The sequence below is a fragment of the Methanocella sp. MCL-LM genome (assembly GCF_049676595.1).
Taxonomy (GTDB): domain Archaea; phylum Halobacteriota; class Methanocellia; order Methanocellales; family Methanocellaceae; genus Methanocella_A.
Window position 1 is genome coordinate 1,104,088 of record NZ_CP187259.1, and the last position, 17,810, is coordinate 1,121,897.

The following is a 17,810-nucleotide window of genomic DNA, read 5'->3' on the forward strand; positions in this document are numbered from 1 at the left end:
AGGGGATAATATCTGCGGGTATATAAATGGGTAGCTGATCTAATGCTCTTTAAAGCCCTTTTACCCGGTCTCTTAATATCACGTATCAAGTCTATCCTGTGCTTCCTAATTTAATGATATAGAAATAATAGAGGGGTTAGATATAGAATCAGCCAGATATACTCGTACGACCAAGTATCCATTGCATACTGACTGGTGATTGAATGAATGTTATGAAAGCCGGCATCATTGCAGGTGTAATAGGCGTAGTATTACTGATTGTAGAATTATATCCCATGGCCATTCTTGCCAGATCATTTCCCTTCTCCGAGATGGAATTTATATCGACAACCATCAGACTGTTAAGTTTTGCCATACCGGGTGCATTGGCTGGCATACTTGCGTCCCGCTACGTTATGAGCACGAAAGAGTCTCTGCTACCGGGGCTGATCTCTGGTACAATCGTAGCTTTTGCAGAACTGCTCAGAATGGCCAGCATTATCTTCCCTTTCATGGGTGGGGAGCATGGGAAGGACGTAGTCCTGACAGGGCTCATCCATCTTCTACTCCGGGACCCCTTCAGTATTGCGCTTTGTGGCTTATGCTCTGCACTGGCAGTCTTTTTCACCCGTGAGCTCTACTGGAGCATTCCTCAGTCTGACCGGGATAGCGATCCCTACGCGCTAAAAAAATTATATGACGAACTCTGGAACGATGCGAGTACTCTCATCATCGACATGAACCGGAGCATCAGAGTATTCCTGTTTGCAGGAATACTTATGCTAATCTGCGGCATCGTGATCCTGGGCATGGGGCTGTCCGGTTGGCAGTATATCAGCTTGAGGGGTGCTGCTGCCTCAGATTACGTAATTGTAATCGGGGAAATTTCTTGCGGCTTGATCCAGCTGATCATTGGCCCATATTTACTATACTGGTACTACATACTGAAGAAGCGCTACACTAGGCTGATGCAAATGGAAAAATCCCTGGGAGCCTGATCGATGGTCAGGAGCAGATCGCCCCCGCCTTCGAAGGCTGCGGAGAGGCTCAGGGAGTACCTTGATATCGTCAAACTGGCGGAAGTAGAGCGTGGAAAAGCGCTGTGGTATGATATATATCGTAGGGCAGGCAACCAGTATCAGACAGACAGCATGATCCAGTACCTGCAGGATAACGGCCTCGTAGACGGCAACAAGGAGGACGGCTTTCATCTCACTGAAAAGGGCCAGACCTGGCACGACATCTTGAAGAGGCACCGGGACCTGGTAGGCGTGTTGACCCGAGAGCTCAGCGGCGATCGGAGAAAAGAGTGGTAATGTCCGAAATTCTGTTTTTTACTACGGGGCATCTATTAGACCATGGAAAATATCTTTCATGCGTGTCGATCTTGTTTTATCTTTAAACACGAAGTTTTTAAACGATCGGAGGCTAAACATAACCCGAATGGCAGGCAAGGACAAGATCCCCGGGGCAAAAAGATATGGCCTGATGGGGAAGGCTATGTACTTCGTGGCCGCTCTCGGCCTGCGCCTGTCTACGGTTCCTGTCATCGGTGATGTCTTCGGACTGCTCGCCTCCCGGCGCCGGCTGAAAGTGGTAACGGTGCCAGTGGGGACCAGGTTTAACCGAAATCCTGCGGTTCTCCACATTGATGCGGCAAAGCAGCTGGTGGAAGCATCTTCTTACATCGTCCGCACCGACACCTGCATGTGCCGGGAAAGCCAGCACTGTAAAGATTATCCGATCGATCTGGGGTGCCTGTTCCTCGGAGAAGGCGCCAGGAAAATGGTTCAGCATGGCCAGGTACGCCCCGTTACTAAAGAGGAGGCGCTCGCTCACCTGGAGTGGGCCAGGCAGGCCGGCCTGATCACCAACGTGATATGGTCTTCGCCGGAGCTAATAGCGCTCGGCGCCGACCCGGCGCACACCGTCGAATTATGCTCCTGCTGCCCGTGCTGCTGCCTCGCTTTTAAGACCAGGAACGCTTCGGTAGCGTTCCTCGACGGGATCGCAGGCTTCGGCGTGTCCCGCCTCACCAGCGTGGACGACTGTACCCGGTGCACGAACTGCGTCGGCGTCTGCCCCTTCAAGGCCATCCGGCTGGACGATATCGTCGAGGGCCCCGTCATCGACGAGCGCCGGTGCAAAGGCTGCGGCCGGTGCGAAGTGGCATGCAGGCCCGGCATCCTAAAAATCGTGCCTTTCGAGCCCGAGAAGAGCGCTACCCCCTTACCCGGCACCATGTACCTCGAGGAGTTCCTGCTGAAAGTGCGGTAGACCTCTACCGGGGATGGCCAGATATATTGGATTGCCTATTGCGGCAGTGAGAAAGTGAGGTAGGGTTTAAATCTTCACGTAGTCCACTGTAGGCTCGCCCTCGAAGCTCAGGCTCTTATCGTTGGCATCGTAGATCAACGTTCTCTCCACGTGCTTTCCGGTCCTGGGGTCGGTATACATGAGAGTGTAGTGCGAGTTGTCAACCTTCTGCCATATTCCCACATATCTCAAGGCAGGAGTCTCCAGGCTGAACGTGTTGTCCGGGTTAAAGTTGAGCCTGTTATCGTTCACGTCGGCGTCATACGTGCCTACTACGGGATCTTCAGACGCAGCCAGCGGACGTGGTGTGGGGCTGGGCGTGGCCTGACTTAGCGGGCCGCTCGTGCAGCCTGCCATGAGGGCCGCTACAATCAGCATCAGCAGAACGCATACCATTCTTTTCATAATGAACCTCGATGAGTCCTCTGCGGTTTTCATAAATGGCTTTACGCCGGTTTTATGCCGGTTTTTAGCCTCTCCGCTCGTGGCCCGGGGCGTTTTATAAAAAACAGAGTGAGGGCTCGCGTGATTAAGCCGACGCTGCGAGCCCACGATTATCAAAAAATACCTGGATTACTTATTGTTCCGCCCTTGCAGGGATTTGAGGAACGAGCCGAGGTTCCGGCGGTAGAGAACTGCAACTACAAGGGCTGCCAGCCCGGCGATTAGTAGTATCGCCATTCCGATCGCGTAGAACCAGACCTTGACCCCCGCCGTCTGCCTGGCGTTCCAACTTCCCGTCAGCCCGGCGGTCTTCTGGGTGGCCTTGGCGGTGATTTCGTTTAGCTTTTGCTTTTCCAGCCGCACGTTATCCAGCAGATTTTTAGCATAGCCCTTGAGGTTGAGGACATTTTCCTGGTAGTCGTCGGCGACCCCGAACAGATAGTTCGCGTAGTCCCGCAGGCTGCTTCCAATGATCGGCACATAGGCGAGCAGCCCGGTCGCCCATTGCTGAATGGTGGCCAGGAAGTCTCCGACGTCCGACATGTTATCCAGCGCTCCCTGGACCGTCGCTATTTTGCCCTCCATGACGTCGAGGTCTGCCGCTGTGCTGGTAATCCCGTCCTGCAGTTCTTCGTCAGCGTATCCCGTGCCTTTTTTGATCTCCGCCGACCGGGCGACGATCGCCGGCAGGCGTTCGTTGACATCGATAGTGGCGTTGTTAAAATCGTTCAGCTGGTTGTTCAGGTTGTTGATGAGGATGACAGCCCCTTCGTACCCGGCGTTGGTGCTGTTGACACTGCCGGTAATCAGGCCGATGGCATACTCGTTGGTGATCCCGTACTGGTTCAGGCTCCGCTTCAGGTTTAAGGTGTCGATGATGGTGTTGGAGATGTTCGTCAGCGGCATCACGGTGTTACGAATGTTCCGGGTGTCATCCCGGATAGCCCCCAGCGTAGTGATGTCCGAGTCGTCGAGCGACCGGATCGACTCCGTCCACGCCACAGCCTTCAGAATCTTTGTAGCCTGGGTCGAATTGGTAACTTTAGTGCCGTTTTCTGCCAGGATCTCTACGCCTCCGGCCAGCGGGAGGTAGTTCTTGTAATTCACGACATAGTACCTGCCCTCGTCCGTGGTGATGATCCAGTAGATCTCCGCGTCGTGGTCAAACGGTACGCTATAATGCCTGGCCGCCTCGAGGGCGGCAGTATCCAGCGCCGGATTGGTCGATGAGTTCAGTAGTAGAGAGGATGTGGTAGTTGCGGCAGCCATCGGGACGAGAGCCGACAGTATGAGAATGAATAATATGATCAGTGAGGCGATCTTAAAGAAGTTTTTAATTATGATCACGGCCGCCACCTCGGGCGATATCCATTATGGTGGTACGTCCTGTACCGATGAAATTTCAAATCATTAGTTATAGAATTAGTTATTATATACTTGTTGACTGCTCGGCAATTTATCATTCTGCATCGTGTTTTTTTGACAGTCCGAAATGTTTGTTAGGCTTTTTATTGATAGCCTGCGCTATCAGCGCAGAAAAAGAAAAAGAGGTTTCTTTATTGTTTGGACGCAAATGCGAGGTTGCCGTCGACCTTGTTGATCTTGGCCTTGACGATCTCCCCGGTCTTGGCGTTGGGGATAAAGATCGTGAACTTGTCGACCTTGGCGATACCGTCGCCTTTCTTTCCCTGGGTCTCGATCTTGAGCTCGTAGATCTTGCCTTCCTCAATCGACGCGACAGCTTTGACCGAGGCGGTTCTGGATCTTCTCTTCTGGATCGAGCGCTGGGCGCCGCAAGCATCGCACTTGAGGGTGGTTACCCGGTCGTACTTGACCAGCTTGGTATCAGGGCGGCCGCATTCTGCGCACCTTACGTATTCGCCGACATACTCGTCCACCAGAGAACCGATCTGTTCAGAGGTAAAGCGTCCCTGCAGGACAAGCCGGTTGCCTTCTACCTTTCCAGCGGTACCCATCTCTTTCAGCAGGAATTTTAAAAACTGATCCTGGTCACGGTTCAGGGTGTCGCGAATCTCTTCGAAGTTGTCCCAGACTGTGGTCCGGCCCTCGATAAAAGTCTTCGGCTTCGGTACAATAAAGCGCTCTCCGCTCGCGTTGGGGTTCGGCGTTTTGGAGATTGCCCTGTTCAATAATGAGTCGTATCCTTCCATTGTTACACACTTTGGTTAGAGTAGCTTATGGGCGGGGTATTTAAAAAGGTTTTGGTGTGAAAAAAGGTCGGGGTACGTTCCTTTCCTAAGTTACGCTACTCGTAGCATAATAAACAAAATACTAAAAAGAGTTGAACGGCCAGTTAGGCCGTGGACTATTTTTTTACTTTACTAGTTCTGCGCCCTTCTCGACGACGACCCTGTGGGGAGTCGGCAGCTTGTGGCCGGCACGCCTCATGGCTTCCTTGGCCTTCTCGAAGTTGGCGGGGTTGGTCCAGATGGTGAAGACACCCTGGCCCTGGTATACGCGGGCTGCGGTGCCGATGGCCTTGCCGAATGCCCTGCGCATGCCATCCGATACACGGTCTGCGCCTGCGCCGGTTGCCTGCTTGTTCTCCCTGAGGACCTGGTGGGGGTATACCCTTACCTTGAACCTGTAGTTTGCCTTGCCGACGTCGTTCATGAGGTACCTGTTAGCAGAAATGCGGGCCGCCTCGAGGGCGTCGTGCCTGATCTGGCAGGTCTCGTTGACTACGAGGGTAACAGCGACGGGTAACTCGTCGGTCAGGTTGCCCATATCAAACTGAGCGACCTTGACACCCGGAACACCGCCCATGTATTCACGCCTGGTGTATGCCGGGCCTGAGAACTCTTTGTACATTCTTCCTGGTTTTCTCGCCATAATCTGATCTCCGTTGAATCTATGAGTATTAGTTTCGGTCTTAAGATGACTTTGGGTATTATAAATGTTATGGCAGATCAGGCAGCTTTTAAAAATATAAAAGTTGTAGCCCAATCCGTCATATCTTGATCATTTCATTCATCTGCTTCATTATGTGCTTGATCCGTTCGACGGTTTCTTTGTCTCTGGCGAGCTTGTCGCCGACGGACGCGTCGAACTCGGCTTGGGAGGCCTTCAAGTCTTCAGAGATGCGGCTAATCTCGGCAATAGTGGAATCACTGATCTTCTGGATGTTCGTCGTGGCCGATTCGCTAATCTTCTGCATCTCCTCTACCGAGGCCTGGCTGATCGTCCTGGCCTCCTCGATCGAGGCGCTTGTGGTAGCCCGGACTTCAGCGATAGTTGTTTCGCTGGTCTGCCTGACTTCGGCCTTCGAGGCTTCGCTGATCTGTTTCACCTCTGCGATCGAGGCCTGGCTGATCTTCTTCACATCTTCTACCGAGGCATCGCTGATCTTCCTGACGTTTTCTGCCGCGGTGCTGCTGACCAGCTTGATGTTCTTGTCAGACGCCTCGATCAGGGCGTTCAGCTCTGCGGTCCTGGCCTGCACGTTCGAGCTTTCCCGGGCGATCTGGCTCATGACCTCGTTGTACCGCTGGTCGAACCTCGTCTCCCATTCCCCGACCCTCCGCAGGAAATCTGCGTTGCGGGCCTGGGCGTCCGCTTCGATGCGGTGCAGCTCTGCCAGTCTCTCGTCGATGGCCATCACGGCGTCGGCGGCAACTTCAGAGCGGCTGAGGACGTATTCCCCTGCTTTCAGCAGGCGAATCTCGTCTTCGGCGAGCTCGTAGTTGCCCACGTCTGCCCGCCGCTCGTACGAGTTGCTGTCACTCCGCTCTTTGTCGAGCCTGGCGATGAGTTGCCGCTCTCTCGAAATGTAGCTCTCGAAGTCCATGGCGACACCTCTATGCCCTGATCAGCTCGTTCATCGTCTTCATGATCTGCTTGATCTTCTCGGTGTTTTCCTTGTCGGATTCCAGCTTCTTGTTGATGGACTCCTCGACTTCCTTCTGGGTGGTCTTCAGCTGGGCGAGAGCTTCGTCTCTCACCGAGACCAGGGAGGTTTTGCCGGTGTTGACGGTGCTGATGACCTCGTCTCTGGACTTGAACATGGACTCCAGCGTAGTGTCCTTGGTGTTGTTAGCCGCGGAGATGACGACGTCCCTGGTGTCCAGGAGTTTCTTGATGGTTTCTTCTCTGGTGCTCCTGATGCTGTCCAGGATCTCATCCCTCGTCTTGGCCATCGACTTTTCAGCCACGATGCGGGCGTTCTCGGTCGACGACAGCACGATGGATTCGGTCTGCCGCAGGGATACGATCAGCTCGTCCTTGACCTTGTACATGCCTTCGAGGGCTTCCTTCTTCTGGGTGTCGACGATACCGTGGAGGCTGTCCCTCTCCTGCTTGATCATCGCAGAGATCTCGGTCTTCGCCTTGTTTACCGCAGCGCCGGTCTCCTCGCTTACGCTGCCCACGATCCTGGCGACTTCTTCCCTGGACTTGCGGGATGCAGAGTTGAGCTCTGCCGTCGTCTTCAGGATCTCATCCCTCGTGGCGCTGACATCCGTGAGCACCTCGTTCCGGGCATTGTAGAGGGATTCCTTGGCTACGTCGGCTGCCTTGATCGAGTCGGCCGTAGAGTCCTTGATCGACTTGATCGTCTCTGCCTTGAGGCTGGACGCCGATTTCAGGACGTCGCCTCTTGTTTCCTCCATCTGCCGGACTGCGTTGTCCCGGAGGCTCTCGACGTGCTCCGTCAGGTCTGCCCTGGCGGTTTCAAGTTCCTTCAGGGCAGTACTGCTGGACTCTTCTATTCTCCTCGTCGAGATGCCGGTAGTTTCTTCGAGCTGTCTGGTGGCCGAGCCGCTGGTTTCTTCCAGCTGCTTGATGACGGCACTGCTGGTTTCTTCCAGCTCTCTTATCGAAGAGTTGCTGGTTTCTTCCATGCGCCTGGTGACGTCGCTTCTGGTTTCCTCCAGCTGCCTCAGAACTGTGCTGCTGGTTTCTTCCAGCTGCTTCAGAGTAGTACTGCTGGTTACTTCCAGTTGCCTTAGAGCTGTGCTGCTGGTTTCTTCCATGCGCCTCGTAACGGTGCTGCTGGTTTCTTCCAGCTGCTTCAGGGTAGCGTCCCTGGTTTCCTCCAGTTCGCTGATCGCGCTGCTGCTGGTTTCCTCGAGCTGCCTGGTTACAGTGGTCCGGGATTCATCCAGCTGCCTGAGCAGCGATGCCCTGGCATCTTCCACCTGTTTCGTGGCTGCCGAGCTCACTGCGCCGATCTCTCTTACGGCTTCTACCCTGCCGTTCTCGATCTGGGTGGTCGTCTTGCCGCTGACGTCTTCTATCCTTTCGATCGTCCTTGCGCTGACATCCTCCACCCGCTCCACTGCGTTGGAGCTGACATCTCTAATCTCTGTGATCGTCTTGTTGCGGATATCATCGAGGTCGCTGATGGTCTTGGAGCGGGCATCGTCCAGCTCCCTCTTGACTGTGGTGCGGATATCCTCGACCTCGGTGGATACCTGGGTCCGGATCTCCTCCATTTCCCTGGTGACCTCCGATCTGGTCTCCTCGATGTCGTGCTTGACCTCGGTCCTGGTGCCCTGGATCTCCCTGGTGACAGTGGACCGGGTTTCCTCCAGTTCCTGCATCAGGCTGGTGCGGGTGCTTTCCAGCTCTCCGGTGAGCGTCTCCTTGGTTTCCTCCAGCTCCTTCAGCAGGTCCTTGGCTTCCCGGCTCTGCTGGGCGATGCTGTTCTCGACTTCGCTGACCTTGGTGATCAGCTCGCTCTCGGCTTCCCGTACCCGGGTGATCATCTCTACCTCGATCTTGTTCTCGAGGTTGCGCTCCATGGCGTTCAGGTTATCCTCCAGCGCCCGGTAGCGGTACTCGATGTTGTTGAGGTTGATGAACTCCTTACGGATGGCTGCAAGCCGCTCGTCCAGGTCCGAGAAGGTCTTGTTGACCTGGTCGATCTGGGCTTTCAGGTACTGGCCCGACTTGATGAGCTTGGCTTCCTGCGGGGTGACCCTTTCCGACTCCTCGTTAAAGCTGTCGATGGTCTTCTTGACGGAGTTCAGCTCGTCCTTCTGGTCCCCGATGATCTCGCGGATAGTCTTGATATCGTTAGTGTAGAGCCTGAGCTCGTCCTTGAGGCGCTGGATCTCGTCCCGGCCCTTGGCGAACTCTCTGGCCTGCTTCACGTCTTCGGCGAACTTCTCCACCATGCCCTTGATCGACTTCAGCTCGCTGCGGTAGTCCATGACTGCCTTGCTGAGCGAGTTTACCTGCTCCATGCTGGACCTGAGCTTGTTCAGGTCGTCACGGTAGCCGTCGAAGGCCCTGATGTCAGATCCGAACGACTCCTTGAAGTCGGCCATCTCGGTCCTGGTCAGCTCTCTGATCGAGGTTACGTCTGCCCTGACCGAGTCCCTCAGCGTGTCGACCTCGCCGGTCAGAGTGTCCTTCACCCGGCCGATGTCTGCCGACAGCGAGTCCTTTGTCTGGCTGATCTCCGATGCATTCGAAGCCCTGATCTGGCTGATTTCAGATGCGAGCGAGCCTCTTACCTCTGCCAGTGTTTCCTTCATACCTGCAACATCGGTGGTCAGCTCTTCCTTTACCTGGCTGATTTCGGCTGCCAGCTCTCCCTTTACCTGGCTGATCTCTTCAGACAGGCTGGCGCGGTCAGCGCCCGTGAGCGAGATTTCCTTGACACTGTCCAGCTCCGACCTGGTGGTGTCCCTGACTGAGTCTACGCCGGACTTTACGATCTCGATGCGGTCGGACATCGCTGCGATGTCTGCTTTCACCGATCCGATGTCAGCCGAGATCTCTCCGATGTTGGCCTTCATGGCATCGATATCGGTAGCCATGGAGTCTCTGACTGAGTCTACGCCGGACTTTACGATCTCGATGCGGTCGGACATCGATGCGATGTTGGCCTTCATGCCGTCAATGTCCGATGCCATGGAGTCTCTGACTGAGTCTACGCCGGACTTTACGATCTCGATGCTGTCCTTCATGGATCCGATGTCGGCCTTCATGGCGTCTATGTCAGTTGCCATGGAGTCTCTGACCTTGGTGATGTCCGTCGCGACCGATTCTCTGGCATATTCTTTGATCGACGAAAGGTCCGATGCGATCGATTCCTTGATGTGGGCCATGTCCGGGATTGTCGCTTTGACTGTGGCGATCTCCGCCATGACCGAGGACATGCCGGTGTTCAGCGCTTCCTTCGAAGCGTCCAGGGCTTCCCTGATGCCCGCGATGTCCGATGATAATGATTCTTTTACAGCCGTCAGTTCGCCGGCGTTGCTGTCTATTCTGCCGTTGACCGATTCGACCGCGCTCTTGAGCGACCTGATCTCTTCCTCGTAGCCTGCGACGGCTGCGGTGATCGACTCGATCTCGGCGCTGCTCTTCGGCGCGCCGATCTCCGAGATGTTGTCCCGGAGCGAGTTGATCTTGCTGTCGAGAATGGTGATAGAGGTCCGGATCTGCTCGACGTTTCCGGACTGCTCAGCCTCGAAGCTCTTCAGTGCCTCGATCGCCTGCCCGAACTCGTTGAGCCTGGAGGTGATCGTCGAGGTTTCCTGCTCGACACCGTCTGCCTTTGCCCTCGAAGTGTTCAGGTTCTCGGAGACGCTGGCGACCGTGTTGCTCACCGAGGCGATCTTCTCGTCGTAGCCGGTCACTGTGTCTTTCAGGCCTTTGATCTCGACTGCGAGAGTCTGGAGAACTTCTCTCTCCTGCTCTATGTAGTCCTCAAAGCTGATCTCCTTGAGCTTGCTGATCTCTTCCTGCAGCGCAGTAATCGTCTGGCGCTGGGTGTCGATCATGGAGCGGTTCTCGCTGATGTCCGCCTCGTACTTGTCGAAGTTCGGGAGCTCCGGGAGCTTGAAGTCTTCTCTAGGGGCTACGGGGGCGGCAATCATCGCCGCCTTCTCTGCCTCAAGCTTCTCGATTAGCGTCCCCTGGTTTTCGAGCTTAGCTTTCATGTCGGCGACTTTCAGGACAAGGTCCTCGTTCTGCTTTGCGAGGCTCTCGTTCTGCTGCCTGAGCTCGCTCCTGAAAACTTCGATCTCATTGCGCTGCCTCTCAAAGTCGGCACTCTGCTTTTCTATAAGCGCCTTCAGCTCGGATAGGGCGGCGGTGTCCTGCTGCGGGGCAGGCTTTGCTTCCGCGATCGCCGGCTCTGCCTGTGGCATTGCCTTTACGGGCTCAGCCTGGATGGCAGGCTTGCTGACTGGCGCCTCTTTGACCTCGATCTTCTCAGGTGCCTTGATCTCTACTTTCTCCGGGGCTTTGGCCGGGGCGGTTGGGGCTGAGGGCTGTGGGGGTTGGGTTGAGTGTAATATATTAGGTTTCAGAATAGGCTTCTGCAGCGGTGGTACAGAAGGCTTGACAGGCGGCTTCTGCGCAGCCGGAGCTTTCTCGATCTTCTCTACTTTCTCCGGCATCTTCTGGGGAGCGGCCTGCGGCTTTGGGATCTGGGTCTTACCCGCGGGTATGGACATCTTTTCGGCGGGCTTCTCCGGCGCCTTAGCTGCCTTTGCGGGCTCGGCTTTCGACGAAAGTTCGGCTTTCGTCGAAACCTCCGGCCTGGCCGGTTCGATCTTGTTATCGCTCTTCGAAAGGATAGACTGAAGCGTTTCGAGCTCTTTCTTCAACCGTTCGTCGTCTTCTTTCGTTTTTGCCGGTTTTGACTCGTCTTTCTTCGGTTTTCTATCAAATAAACCCATTATGAATCCCAACCTGTATTATTTCCCTTTTAAAGCTACCGTTAATATTCAAAAATTCTTTGATATATACTTTGTTATATTTCCAGTAGCTATACTTGCATTACCTTGGTCATTATCCATTATAACTTTTTGTGTCCCTGTACTGGCGTTCCCTGTGGAATCGCACGAACCAGCGGGGGTAAAAGAGCTTATTATGGCCCGTACACGGATTATTGCAGTAATAATATAAGTTTGTGTTGCGCTAGACTCGCTCGCCAAAAAGATACTAAAAAATTATTATCGGCTATCCCTTTTCATGATAGACAGCGCACGATTCCACGAACTTGCCCGAGAAGGGCACGTATGATGCCGCATGTAAGTGGGTGTAAGTGGCGAGGGTGTTGTCCGACATGATGCCGTCGAGGCCGTTGTGGATTCCGGAGCCTCTGTCGAGCCTGCATGCGAATTTGGCGTTCGAGGCCAGGTCTGTAATGACCGAGTGGTGGAACTCGTGGCCTTTGAAAAGCGCTCCCTCCTGGCCGATGGGCGTGTCCATCTCGAACCGGCCTGCCACGTATCCGATGGTGCGGACGTGCTTCATGGAGGCGACGCCTTCGAACACTCCGGCCATGTCGTGGCGGGATCCGTCCTCGATCTCCAGGCTCTTCATCAGGTACATGAGGCCTCCGCATTCTGCGTAGATGGGCATGCCCCGCCTGGACGCCTCGAAGATGGACTTGCGCATGGAGTCGTTCCGGGCCAGCTCTGCGGCGAAGATTTCGGGGTAGCCTCCCCCGATGATCAGCCCGTCGACTTCCGGTATTTCGGCGTCGTGCACGGGGCTGAAGTGGACGATCTCCGCGCCGCGGCACTGGAGCAGGTCAATGTTATCCTTGTAGTAGAAGTTGAATGCCTCGTCGAGGGCAAGGCCGATGCGGACTCCGCCAGGGTTCTTCCTGACGAAGATCTCAGGTTTCGGCTCCCGGATGGGCGGCGCCTCGGCGGCGATCTCGGCGATGCGTTTCAGGTTCAGGTTATCCCTGATCGTCTCCTTGATCTTTTCCAGCTTGGAATCGAAGCCCTCGACTCTGGAAGCGCCCTCTCGCGCCGGGATTAACCCTAAGTGGCGCATGGTCAGCTTCATCGAGTTGCTCCTCGGGATGGCGCCCAGCACTTCTACGCCGGTGTACTTCTCGATGGCCATCTTCGCCTTCTCTGCGTGGCGCTCGCTGCCGATCTTGTTGAGGATGACGCCCCTGATGTTGACGCCCCTGTCGAAGTCCCGGTAGCCTTTGACAATGGCTGCGGTGCTCCGGGTGATGCTCTGGGCGTCGATGATGAGGATGACGGGTGTCTTGAGGATCTTGGCGATCTGCGCGGTGGAGCCGACATCAGACAGGCTTTCCAGGCCTTCGTAGAGGCCTCTGACGCCTTCGATGATGGCGATGTCCGAGCCTTCCGAGGAGTGAATGAACGCCTCGGCTATAGCTTTGTCCGACATCAGGTAGCCGTCCAGGTTGCCGCCTTGCTTGCCGGTGATCATGGAATGGTAGCTGGGATCGATATAGTCCAGGCCCACCTTGAAGGGCTGAACTGTCTTTCCCTGCTCTTTGAGCAGCGCCATAATGCCTACGGAAATGGTCGTTTTTCCCGCGCTGCTCCTGTCGCCGGCCAGGATGACCCTCGGTATTTTAATCATAATAGTGTCAATTCCCTCAGGTATGCGTCTTCTAATGCTTCTGGAACCTTATTATCCTTTTCCATTAAAACTTTCGCTGCGAGACCTCTGTAGATGGAAGCAGCTTCAGACGAAGGGCTAGCCTCTATCACGCTCTTCCCCGCCCGCTCGCACTGCTGGACAATCCGGTTGCGGGGGATGTAGGACAGCATCGGCACTCCCAGGGCATCGGCGAACCGCTGGACGATCTCCTGTTCGTCGGCAGCCTCCCGCTCGTTGCAGATGATGCCGCCGAGCGGAGTCTTGAGGGTGTTGAGCCCCCGGCAGATGTTGTTCGCCGCATACAGCGGCATGTACTCCCCGGAGGTGATAATGTAGGCTTCCCTGACCATCTTCCTGGTGATGGGGACCGCGAAGCCCCCGCAGACGATGTCACCCGGCACGTCGAAGATCAGCACATCCGCCTTTTTCATGAAGGGCGAATTCTTCATGAGGACCTCTACTGCCACGATGATGCCTCTGCCGGCACAGCCGATGCCGGGCTCCGGCCCGCCTACTTCGGTGCACCTGACGCCGCCGAAGCCTTCGAAGATCACGTCTTCTTCCTTGATACTGTCTATCTTATTCTTCCGCTCCCTGACCGTGTCCATTATGGTGGGGATGCGGCGGCCGCCCAAGAGAGTAATAGAAGAGTCGCTCTTGGGGTCGCACCCGATGAGCATGACTTTCTTGCCCATCTCGCCCAGCGCTGCGGCCATGTTTGAGGCCGTCGTAGATTTGCCAATGCCGCCCTTGCCATAGACTGCGAGCCGTTTCTGGCTCGTGAATTGTTTCAGGCTCATAGCATGCTCCTGAGCGTGGCCCCGAACTCGGACTCTACTATATTATCTACTCCCAGCGTCTTCGGGTGCAGGTCGATCTCCACCATTACGTGCTGGTGCCCTGCCTTCCGCAGCGGCTCCACCTGGCGGGGGCCGTTGGTGATAGAGAAGATCTCCATGCCCTGCAGCGCCTCGAACGGGACGCCGTGGGGGACGCCGGTGATGACTGCATAGTCATACTCAGAGTATTGCGCTTTGATGATCTCTGCAGCCCTGTCGCCGGTCTCCGGGTACTCGTCCAGCCCGCCGGTAATATGATCGATCATATACTTATTATCTGCATAGGCTTTCGTGATCGTACTGGCATACCGGCGGATCCTGGGCAGGCCTATTGTCTGGTCCAGGTTGGCGATGGTTACCGGCACCGGGGCGCCCAGTTTGAGGGCTGCCTCGTTGACCGCCATGTTGGCATCGGCGAACATATATGCCGTCTCCTTCTTGGCGTTGAGGATGGAGATGCCTTTTTTACCCTGCTTCATCAGCTCCAGCAGACGTGCTGCAGCCTTATACTTTAGATCGCCCCTGGAGGGCTCGATGTAGTCGCTGCTCGCTGCTCCGGCCTTCTTCTCCAGCTCGGTGGCCAGCAGCAGCATTTTCTTCTGGCGGTCCAGCTCCGCTTTCTCGAGGATTCCCGCAGCGTGGGCCGCTTCCAGCGTCACTATCGCCCCGGTGGTATTGTCCCCGTGGCCCGCGTGGATCTCGACTTCGACCACCGGCACCCCCGGCTCGGCATCCTCCACCGCCCGGTGGAAGTTCTCCCCGATGATCATGCTGGCGCAGGTACCCACTATACCGATCGTTTTAGGGTTGAACCGGTCGGAGACCTTCTTCAGCACGCTGACAAGAACATCGTGGGCGCCGAAGACGTAGTCCGAGTCACACATGGCTGTAGTCACCACTCTCAGGCCGTCCTCTTCCAGCAGCCTCGAGTGCTTGAAGCAGCACCCAGGAGGCCCGTGCAGCACTGCCACGTCCACGTCCAGGTCCCTTAAAGTATAGAGCGCCGCCACGATGGCGCTGGGCCGCGGCTGAATGATCCGGTTATCTTCCAACTTCGTCTACCTCCATGTCTTCACGCAGGAAATGATCATGTCTCCGGGGGCAGTCCTGCTCAGCGCTTCCCGAATTCCCTCTTCCAGGCTGGCAGCGTGCAGGCCGTTTACTGCCCGCAGCCGATCGCCTACCAGCACGACTTCCCCTGCCCATGACTCCGCAATTCCGGCAGCTCTCGCAGGGTCCAGGCCGTCGCACACGTTATATCTCTCTTCGCCCAGCACCAGCACTCTGCGTCCGGTGTGGCCGCTGCTCTTCTCTATGGCCCGGAGCACGCCGTCGATCGACAGGCCGGAGCACGAGTTATCCAGCAGCATCCTGCCCTGGATTAGATCTCGCTTCATCCTGCCCGGGATGCCATCGAAACCTGCCAGCGCCGCTGACACGGCTTCCGGGGATGCACCCATCCTGAGGGCGGCAGCTGCTGCACAAAGGGCGGGGTCGCCGTACGAGTCGAAGTCCAGTCCCGGTGCAAACGAGGGGTCGATGGTCTTGCCCTCAATTAGCGGCCCCTCGATCGTCCGGTCTTTCGCGTACTGCAGATCGCCGCCTTCGCCGAAGCTGATCTCGTCCCGCCCGCCGGTCAGCATGTACGATGCCTGATGCACGATAGTACTGCCCGGCTTTCGGTACTCTACCATCTGCATCTTCGCAGTAAAAGACCGCCTGGTCCCGCCGGCGATCTGATAATCTCTGTCCAGCGTTGTTATGGCGCCGACATCGGCGGTTCCACAGCCGCCCAGGGACACCTCGAACACACAGGCTGTCGGGTGCAGGCCTGCTCTTCTGGCGCTATCAAGCGCTAGGAGCATGTTTGCCGGGGTAATGCTCAGCCTTTCGCCCACGGGCCTGCCATCGAAGGTCAGCCCCGTGCTGGCGTGCACCAGCACATGCTCTCCTTTAGCCTGCAGCATCTTTCCCAGCAGCGTGCAGGAAGTGGTCTTCCCATACGTGCCCGTGACCTCCACGCTTTTCATGCCCCGCAGGCGGCCGGTGGCTTCTATCAGCAAGCCTGCCAGGCGGTGGTGGGTGAGGACAGGCACGCCTCGCCGCACCGCCTCGCCGACGAGCCGGTGGGGGGCCATATGCACCGGGGCAACCAGCAGGTCGAAAGCCGTGGCATCGGCAGGTTTCACTACCCTGATGCCATCACTGGACTTTCCCGATCCGTAAACGTCTACCGCGAAACTATCATAGCCGAGGCTTTGCAGCTCTTCGGCCAGGGTTAGCCCGCCGTGATTTACGTCGAGGACTGCTATCCGGGATGCGTCGAGGTCCATCCGGCTATACCTTCGAGCCTCAGCTCTCGTAAACGGCGAACGCCTGAGTTACCCGCCTGCAGGACAGCTCGGCGATCAGGTCGTCGGAGCCCAGGGGGTCAGCGTAGACAATGTCGTAGCCGTTGTAGGTGATTCTCTTCTGGCCTTCTTTCAGCCCGATCAGGTTGGGGATGTCTTCCTTGATGTGGACGCCCCTCGCGAGGAACAGCGGGAACACGACGATCTTCTTGACCCCGGTGCCGTCAAAGCTGTCCAGCCCGTCCTTGATGGTCGGCTTGTTCATGTTCATGAACCCGACACGCACTACTGCATCGGGCATCTTCTTCGCCATGCGGGCGGCGACATCTTCGATCAGCTCCTGGTTATAGGGCATGGAACTGCCGTGGCCGACGACCAGCAGGCCGAACTTTTGGTTTTCCATTACAAACACTCCGTGGGGCGAGCTTAAGCTCGCCAACTTCTTACAAGATAGGTGCTCTTGAAGGTATAAAAAAGTTAGCGTTCGTAACACTGAATGTGAAAAACGAATGCAATTTTATACTGGATTGATCTGCAGGTGACTATCGTATCGACAACCTCGGGTGAGGATATGGCAGCCCGCCGTCTCGATAGCATCCGCTTTCCGGGCATAAGGTCTGAAATCTAAAAAAAGAGCAATTATGTCCTGTACCAGTACAGGGTAAAGTTTTCGAGCTTGTAGCCTGCCTTGCCCCGGCCGACGAGGCTGCTCATGTGACCTTTCAGCATCACCAGGGCGATATAGTAGTTATTCATGCTATGGTAGAGCTTCAGCCTCTCCGCCAGCAGGGAGAGCAGGTCTTCCATAGAAACCGGCTCGGCGATCAGCTCCAGGACTACTTCGTCGACCCTGTCGAGCTGGCTCAGGTGATAGTCCGCCGCTTTCAGCGCTTCGCTGCGGGTGAGCGGCCTGCCGTGGCCGGGCACCACGTAGTCGAAGTCCTGCTGCTTCATTCTCTCGAGCGATGTGCGGCAGATGTCCGGATCAATGCAATACGGGAGCTTGTACTTCGACCACAGGTCTTCCGAATACAGGGCATCAGCCGTATAGAAGACTCCGTCTTCGGTGATGAACCCGTACTGCCCCAGCGTGTGGCCGGGCAGGAACACCGGCTTGATCGTATCGTCTTGCCACTCCTCGATGTAGGTGTCTACTTCACAGGCGTTGCCCTGGAAGTACGGCGTGACCAGCTCGATCGGCGGCTTCGCCCAGCTGAAGAGGCCTCTGATGTTGACCTCCGGGTAGCGGACCAGCAGCGCATCGTCTCTGGAGGCTATGACTCTCGCTCCCCGCTCCCTGAACTCGCAGGCGTGGCGGAAATGATCGTTGTGGCCGTGGGTGATGAGGACGTTATGAATTTGCTTTCCGGCCACTTCTTTGTAGCCGGTGCTCCCCGGGTCAATCACGTAGTCTTTGAACAGCCCCGTGTTACTCATGGCAGGCAGGTAGTACGAATTACCTGCAACCTTGACCGGCTCCACAATCTTTTCGCTTGCCATAGCATCCCTTTATATCAGATTGATGATA

General features: G+C 56.1%; 15 protein-coding genes. 3 read left to right on the forward strand and 12 right to left on the reverse strand.

Annotated features, from left to right (window positions below; genetic code table 11):
• Nucleotides 1-212: 212 nt before the first annotated feature.
• The 3 genes from ACPLPM_RS05450 to ACPLPM_RS05460 all read left to right on the forward strand — a co-directional run bounded on the left by ACPLPM_RS05450 (nt 213) and on the right by ACPLPM_RS05460 (nt 2,256).
• Nucleotides 213-977, forward strand: a complete 765-nt coding sequence (locus tag ACPLPM_RS05450; protein WP_424359231.1) for a hypothetical protein — start codon at nt 213-215, stop codon at nt 975-977.
• Nucleotides 978-980: 3 nt separating this feature from the next.
• Nucleotides 981-1,295, forward strand: a complete 315-nt coding sequence (locus ACPLPM_RS05455) for a winged helix-turn-helix domain-containing protein (protein WP_424359232.1) — start codon at nt 981-983, stop codon at nt 1,293-1,295.
• A gap of 127 nt (nt 1,296-1,422) precedes the next feature.
• Entirely contained in the window at nt 1,423-2,256 is an 834-nt protein-coding gene (locus ACPLPM_RS05460) for a DUF362 domain-containing protein (RefSeq protein ID WP_424359233.1), read from the forward strand.
• Between the two features lie 66 nt (nt 2,257-2,322).
• On the opposite strand, the gene ACPLPM_RS05465 is transcribed toward ACPLPM_RS05460, so the two are convergent.
• From ACPLPM_RS05465 to ACPLPM_RS05520, 12 genes are all read right to left on the reverse strand, one after another.
• Complete coding sequence (locus tag ACPLPM_RS05465) at nt 2,323-2,700, reverse strand: hypothetical protein (protein ID WP_424359234.1); 378 nt, start codon at nt 2,698-2,700, stop codon at nt 2,323-2,325.
• Between the two features lie 168 nt (nt 2,701-2,868).
• The gene (locus ACPLPM_RS05470; protein WP_424359235.1) at nt 2,869-4,086 is read right to left on the reverse strand and encodes a hypothetical protein; all 1,218 of its coding nucleotides are present in this window, start codon (nt 4,084-4,086) and stop codon (nt 2,869-2,871) included.
• Between the two features lie 209 nt (nt 4,087-4,295).
• Nucleotides 4,296-4,910 (reverse strand): translation initiation factor IF-2 subunit beta, encoded by a 615-nt coding sequence (locus ACPLPM_RS05475; protein WP_424359236.1) that lies wholly within the window; start codon nt 4,908-4,910, stop codon nt 4,296-4,298.
• A gap of 163 nt (nt 4,911-5,073) precedes the next feature.
• Nucleotides 5,074-5,592, reverse strand: coding sequence for a 50S ribosomal protein L16 (locus ACPLPM_RS05480; protein ID WP_424359237.1), 519 nt, complete (start codon nt 5,590-5,592; stop codon nt 5,074-5,076).
• A gap of 118 nt (nt 5,593-5,710) precedes the next feature.
• Nucleotides 5,711-6,547 (reverse strand): hypothetical protein, encoded by an 837-nt coding sequence (locus ACPLPM_RS05485; protein ID WP_424359238.1) that lies wholly within the window; start codon nt 6,545-6,547, stop codon nt 5,711-5,713.
• 10 nt (nt 6,548-6,557) lie between these two features.
• A complete protein-coding gene (locus ACPLPM_RS05490) occupies nt 6,558-11,393 on the reverse strand; it encodes a hypothetical protein (protein WP_424359239.1) in 4,836 nt (1,611 codons plus the stop codon).
• Nucleotides 11,394-11,676: 283 nt separating this feature from the next.
• Entirely contained in the window at nt 11,677-13,071 is a 1,395-nt protein-coding gene (gene cfbB, locus ACPLPM_RS05495; RefSeq protein WP_424359240.1) for a Ni-sirohydrochlorin a,c-diamide synthase, read from the reverse strand.
• On the reverse strand, nt 13,068-13,892 hold the full coding sequence (locus ACPLPM_RS05500; RefSeq protein WP_424359241.1) for a P-loop NTPase: 825 nt from the start codon (nt 13,890-13,892) through the stop codon (nt 13,068-13,070). Before ACPLPM_RS05500 ends, cfbB begins: the two co-directional genes overlap by 4 nt.
• Nucleotides 13,889-14,983: a Ni-sirohydrochlorin a,c-diamide reductive cyclase catalytic subunit gene (gene cfbD / locus ACPLPM_RS05505; protein ID WP_424359242.1), complete on the reverse strand. Its 1,095-nt coding sequence runs from the start codon at nt 14,981-14,983 to the stop codon at nt 13,889-13,891. The genes ACPLPM_RS05500 and cfbD overlap by 4 nt, the downstream gene beginning before the upstream one ends.
• A gap of 6 nt (nt 14,984-14,989) precedes the next feature.
• Nucleotides 14,990-16,264: a coenzyme F430 synthase gene (cfbE, locus tag ACPLPM_RS05510; RefSeq protein ID WP_424359243.1), complete on the reverse strand. Its 1,275-nt coding sequence runs from the start codon at nt 16,262-16,264 to the stop codon at nt 14,990-14,992.
• Nucleotides 16,265-16,283: 19 nt separating this feature from the next.
• A complete protein-coding gene (cfbA, locus tag ACPLPM_RS05515) occupies nt 16,284-16,685 on the reverse strand; it encodes a sirohydrochlorin nickelochelatase (protein WP_424359244.1) in 402 nt (133 codons plus the stop codon).
• A 236-nt stretch (nt 16,686-16,921) separates the two neighbouring features.
• Nucleotides 16,922-17,782, reverse strand: coding sequence for an MBL fold metallo-hydrolase (locus tag ACPLPM_RS05520; RefSeq protein WP_424359245.1), 861 nt, complete (start codon nt 17,780-17,782; stop codon nt 16,922-16,924).
• Nucleotides 17,783-17,810 lie beyond the last annotated feature (28 nt).

Coding starts and splice junctions, on each gene's coding strand:
- cfbE (WP_424359243.1), bottom strand. CDS start 16,264: ATGGACCTCGACGCATCCCGGATAGCAGTCCTCGACGTAAATCACGGC.
- ACPLPM_RS05520 (WP_424359245.1), bottom strand. CDS start 17,782: ATGGCAAGCGAAAAGATTGTGGAGCCGGTCAAGGTTGCAGGTAATTCG.
- ACPLPM_RS05460 (WP_424359233.1), top strand. CDS start 1,423: ATGGCAGGCAAGGACAAGATCCCCGGGGCAAAAAGATATGGCCTGATG.
- ACPLPM_RS05485 (WP_424359238.1), bottom strand. CDS start 6,547: ATGGACTTCGAGAGCTACATTTCGAGAGAGCGGCAACTCATCGCCAGG.
- ACPLPM_RS05455 (WP_424359232.1), top strand. CDS start 981: ATGGTCAGGAGCAGATCGCCCCCGCCTTCGAAGGCTGCGGAGAGGCTC.
- ACPLPM_RS05490 (WP_424359239.1), bottom strand. CDS start 11,393: ATGGGTTTATTTGATAGAAAACCGAAGAAAGACGAGTCAAAACCGGCA.
- ACPLPM_RS05450 (WP_424359231.1), top strand. CDS start 213: ATGAAAGCCGGCATCATTGCAGGTGTAATAGGCGTAGTATTACTGATT.
- ACPLPM_RS05465 (WP_424359234.1), bottom strand. CDS start 2,700: ATGAAAAGAATGGTATGCGTTCTGCTGATGCTGATTGTAGCGGCCCTC.
- ACPLPM_RS05500 (WP_424359241.1), bottom strand. CDS start 13,892: ATGAGCCTGAAACAATTCACGAGCCAGAAACGGCTCGCAGTCTATGGC.
- ACPLPM_RS05480 (WP_424359237.1), bottom strand. CDS start 5,592: ATGGCGAGAAAACCAGGAAGAATGTACAAAGAGTTCTCAGGCCCGGCA.
- ACPLPM_RS05475 (WP_424359236.1), bottom strand. CDS start 4,910: ATGGAAGGATACGACTCATTATTGAACAGGGCAATCTCCAAAACGCCG.
- cfbA (WP_424359244.1), bottom strand. CDS start 16,685: ATGGAAAACCAAAAGTTCGGCCTGCTGGTCGTCGGCCACGGCAGTTCC.
- cfbB (WP_424359240.1), bottom strand. CDS start 13,071: ATGATTAAAATACCGAGGGTCATCCTGGCCGGCGACAGGAGCAGCGCG.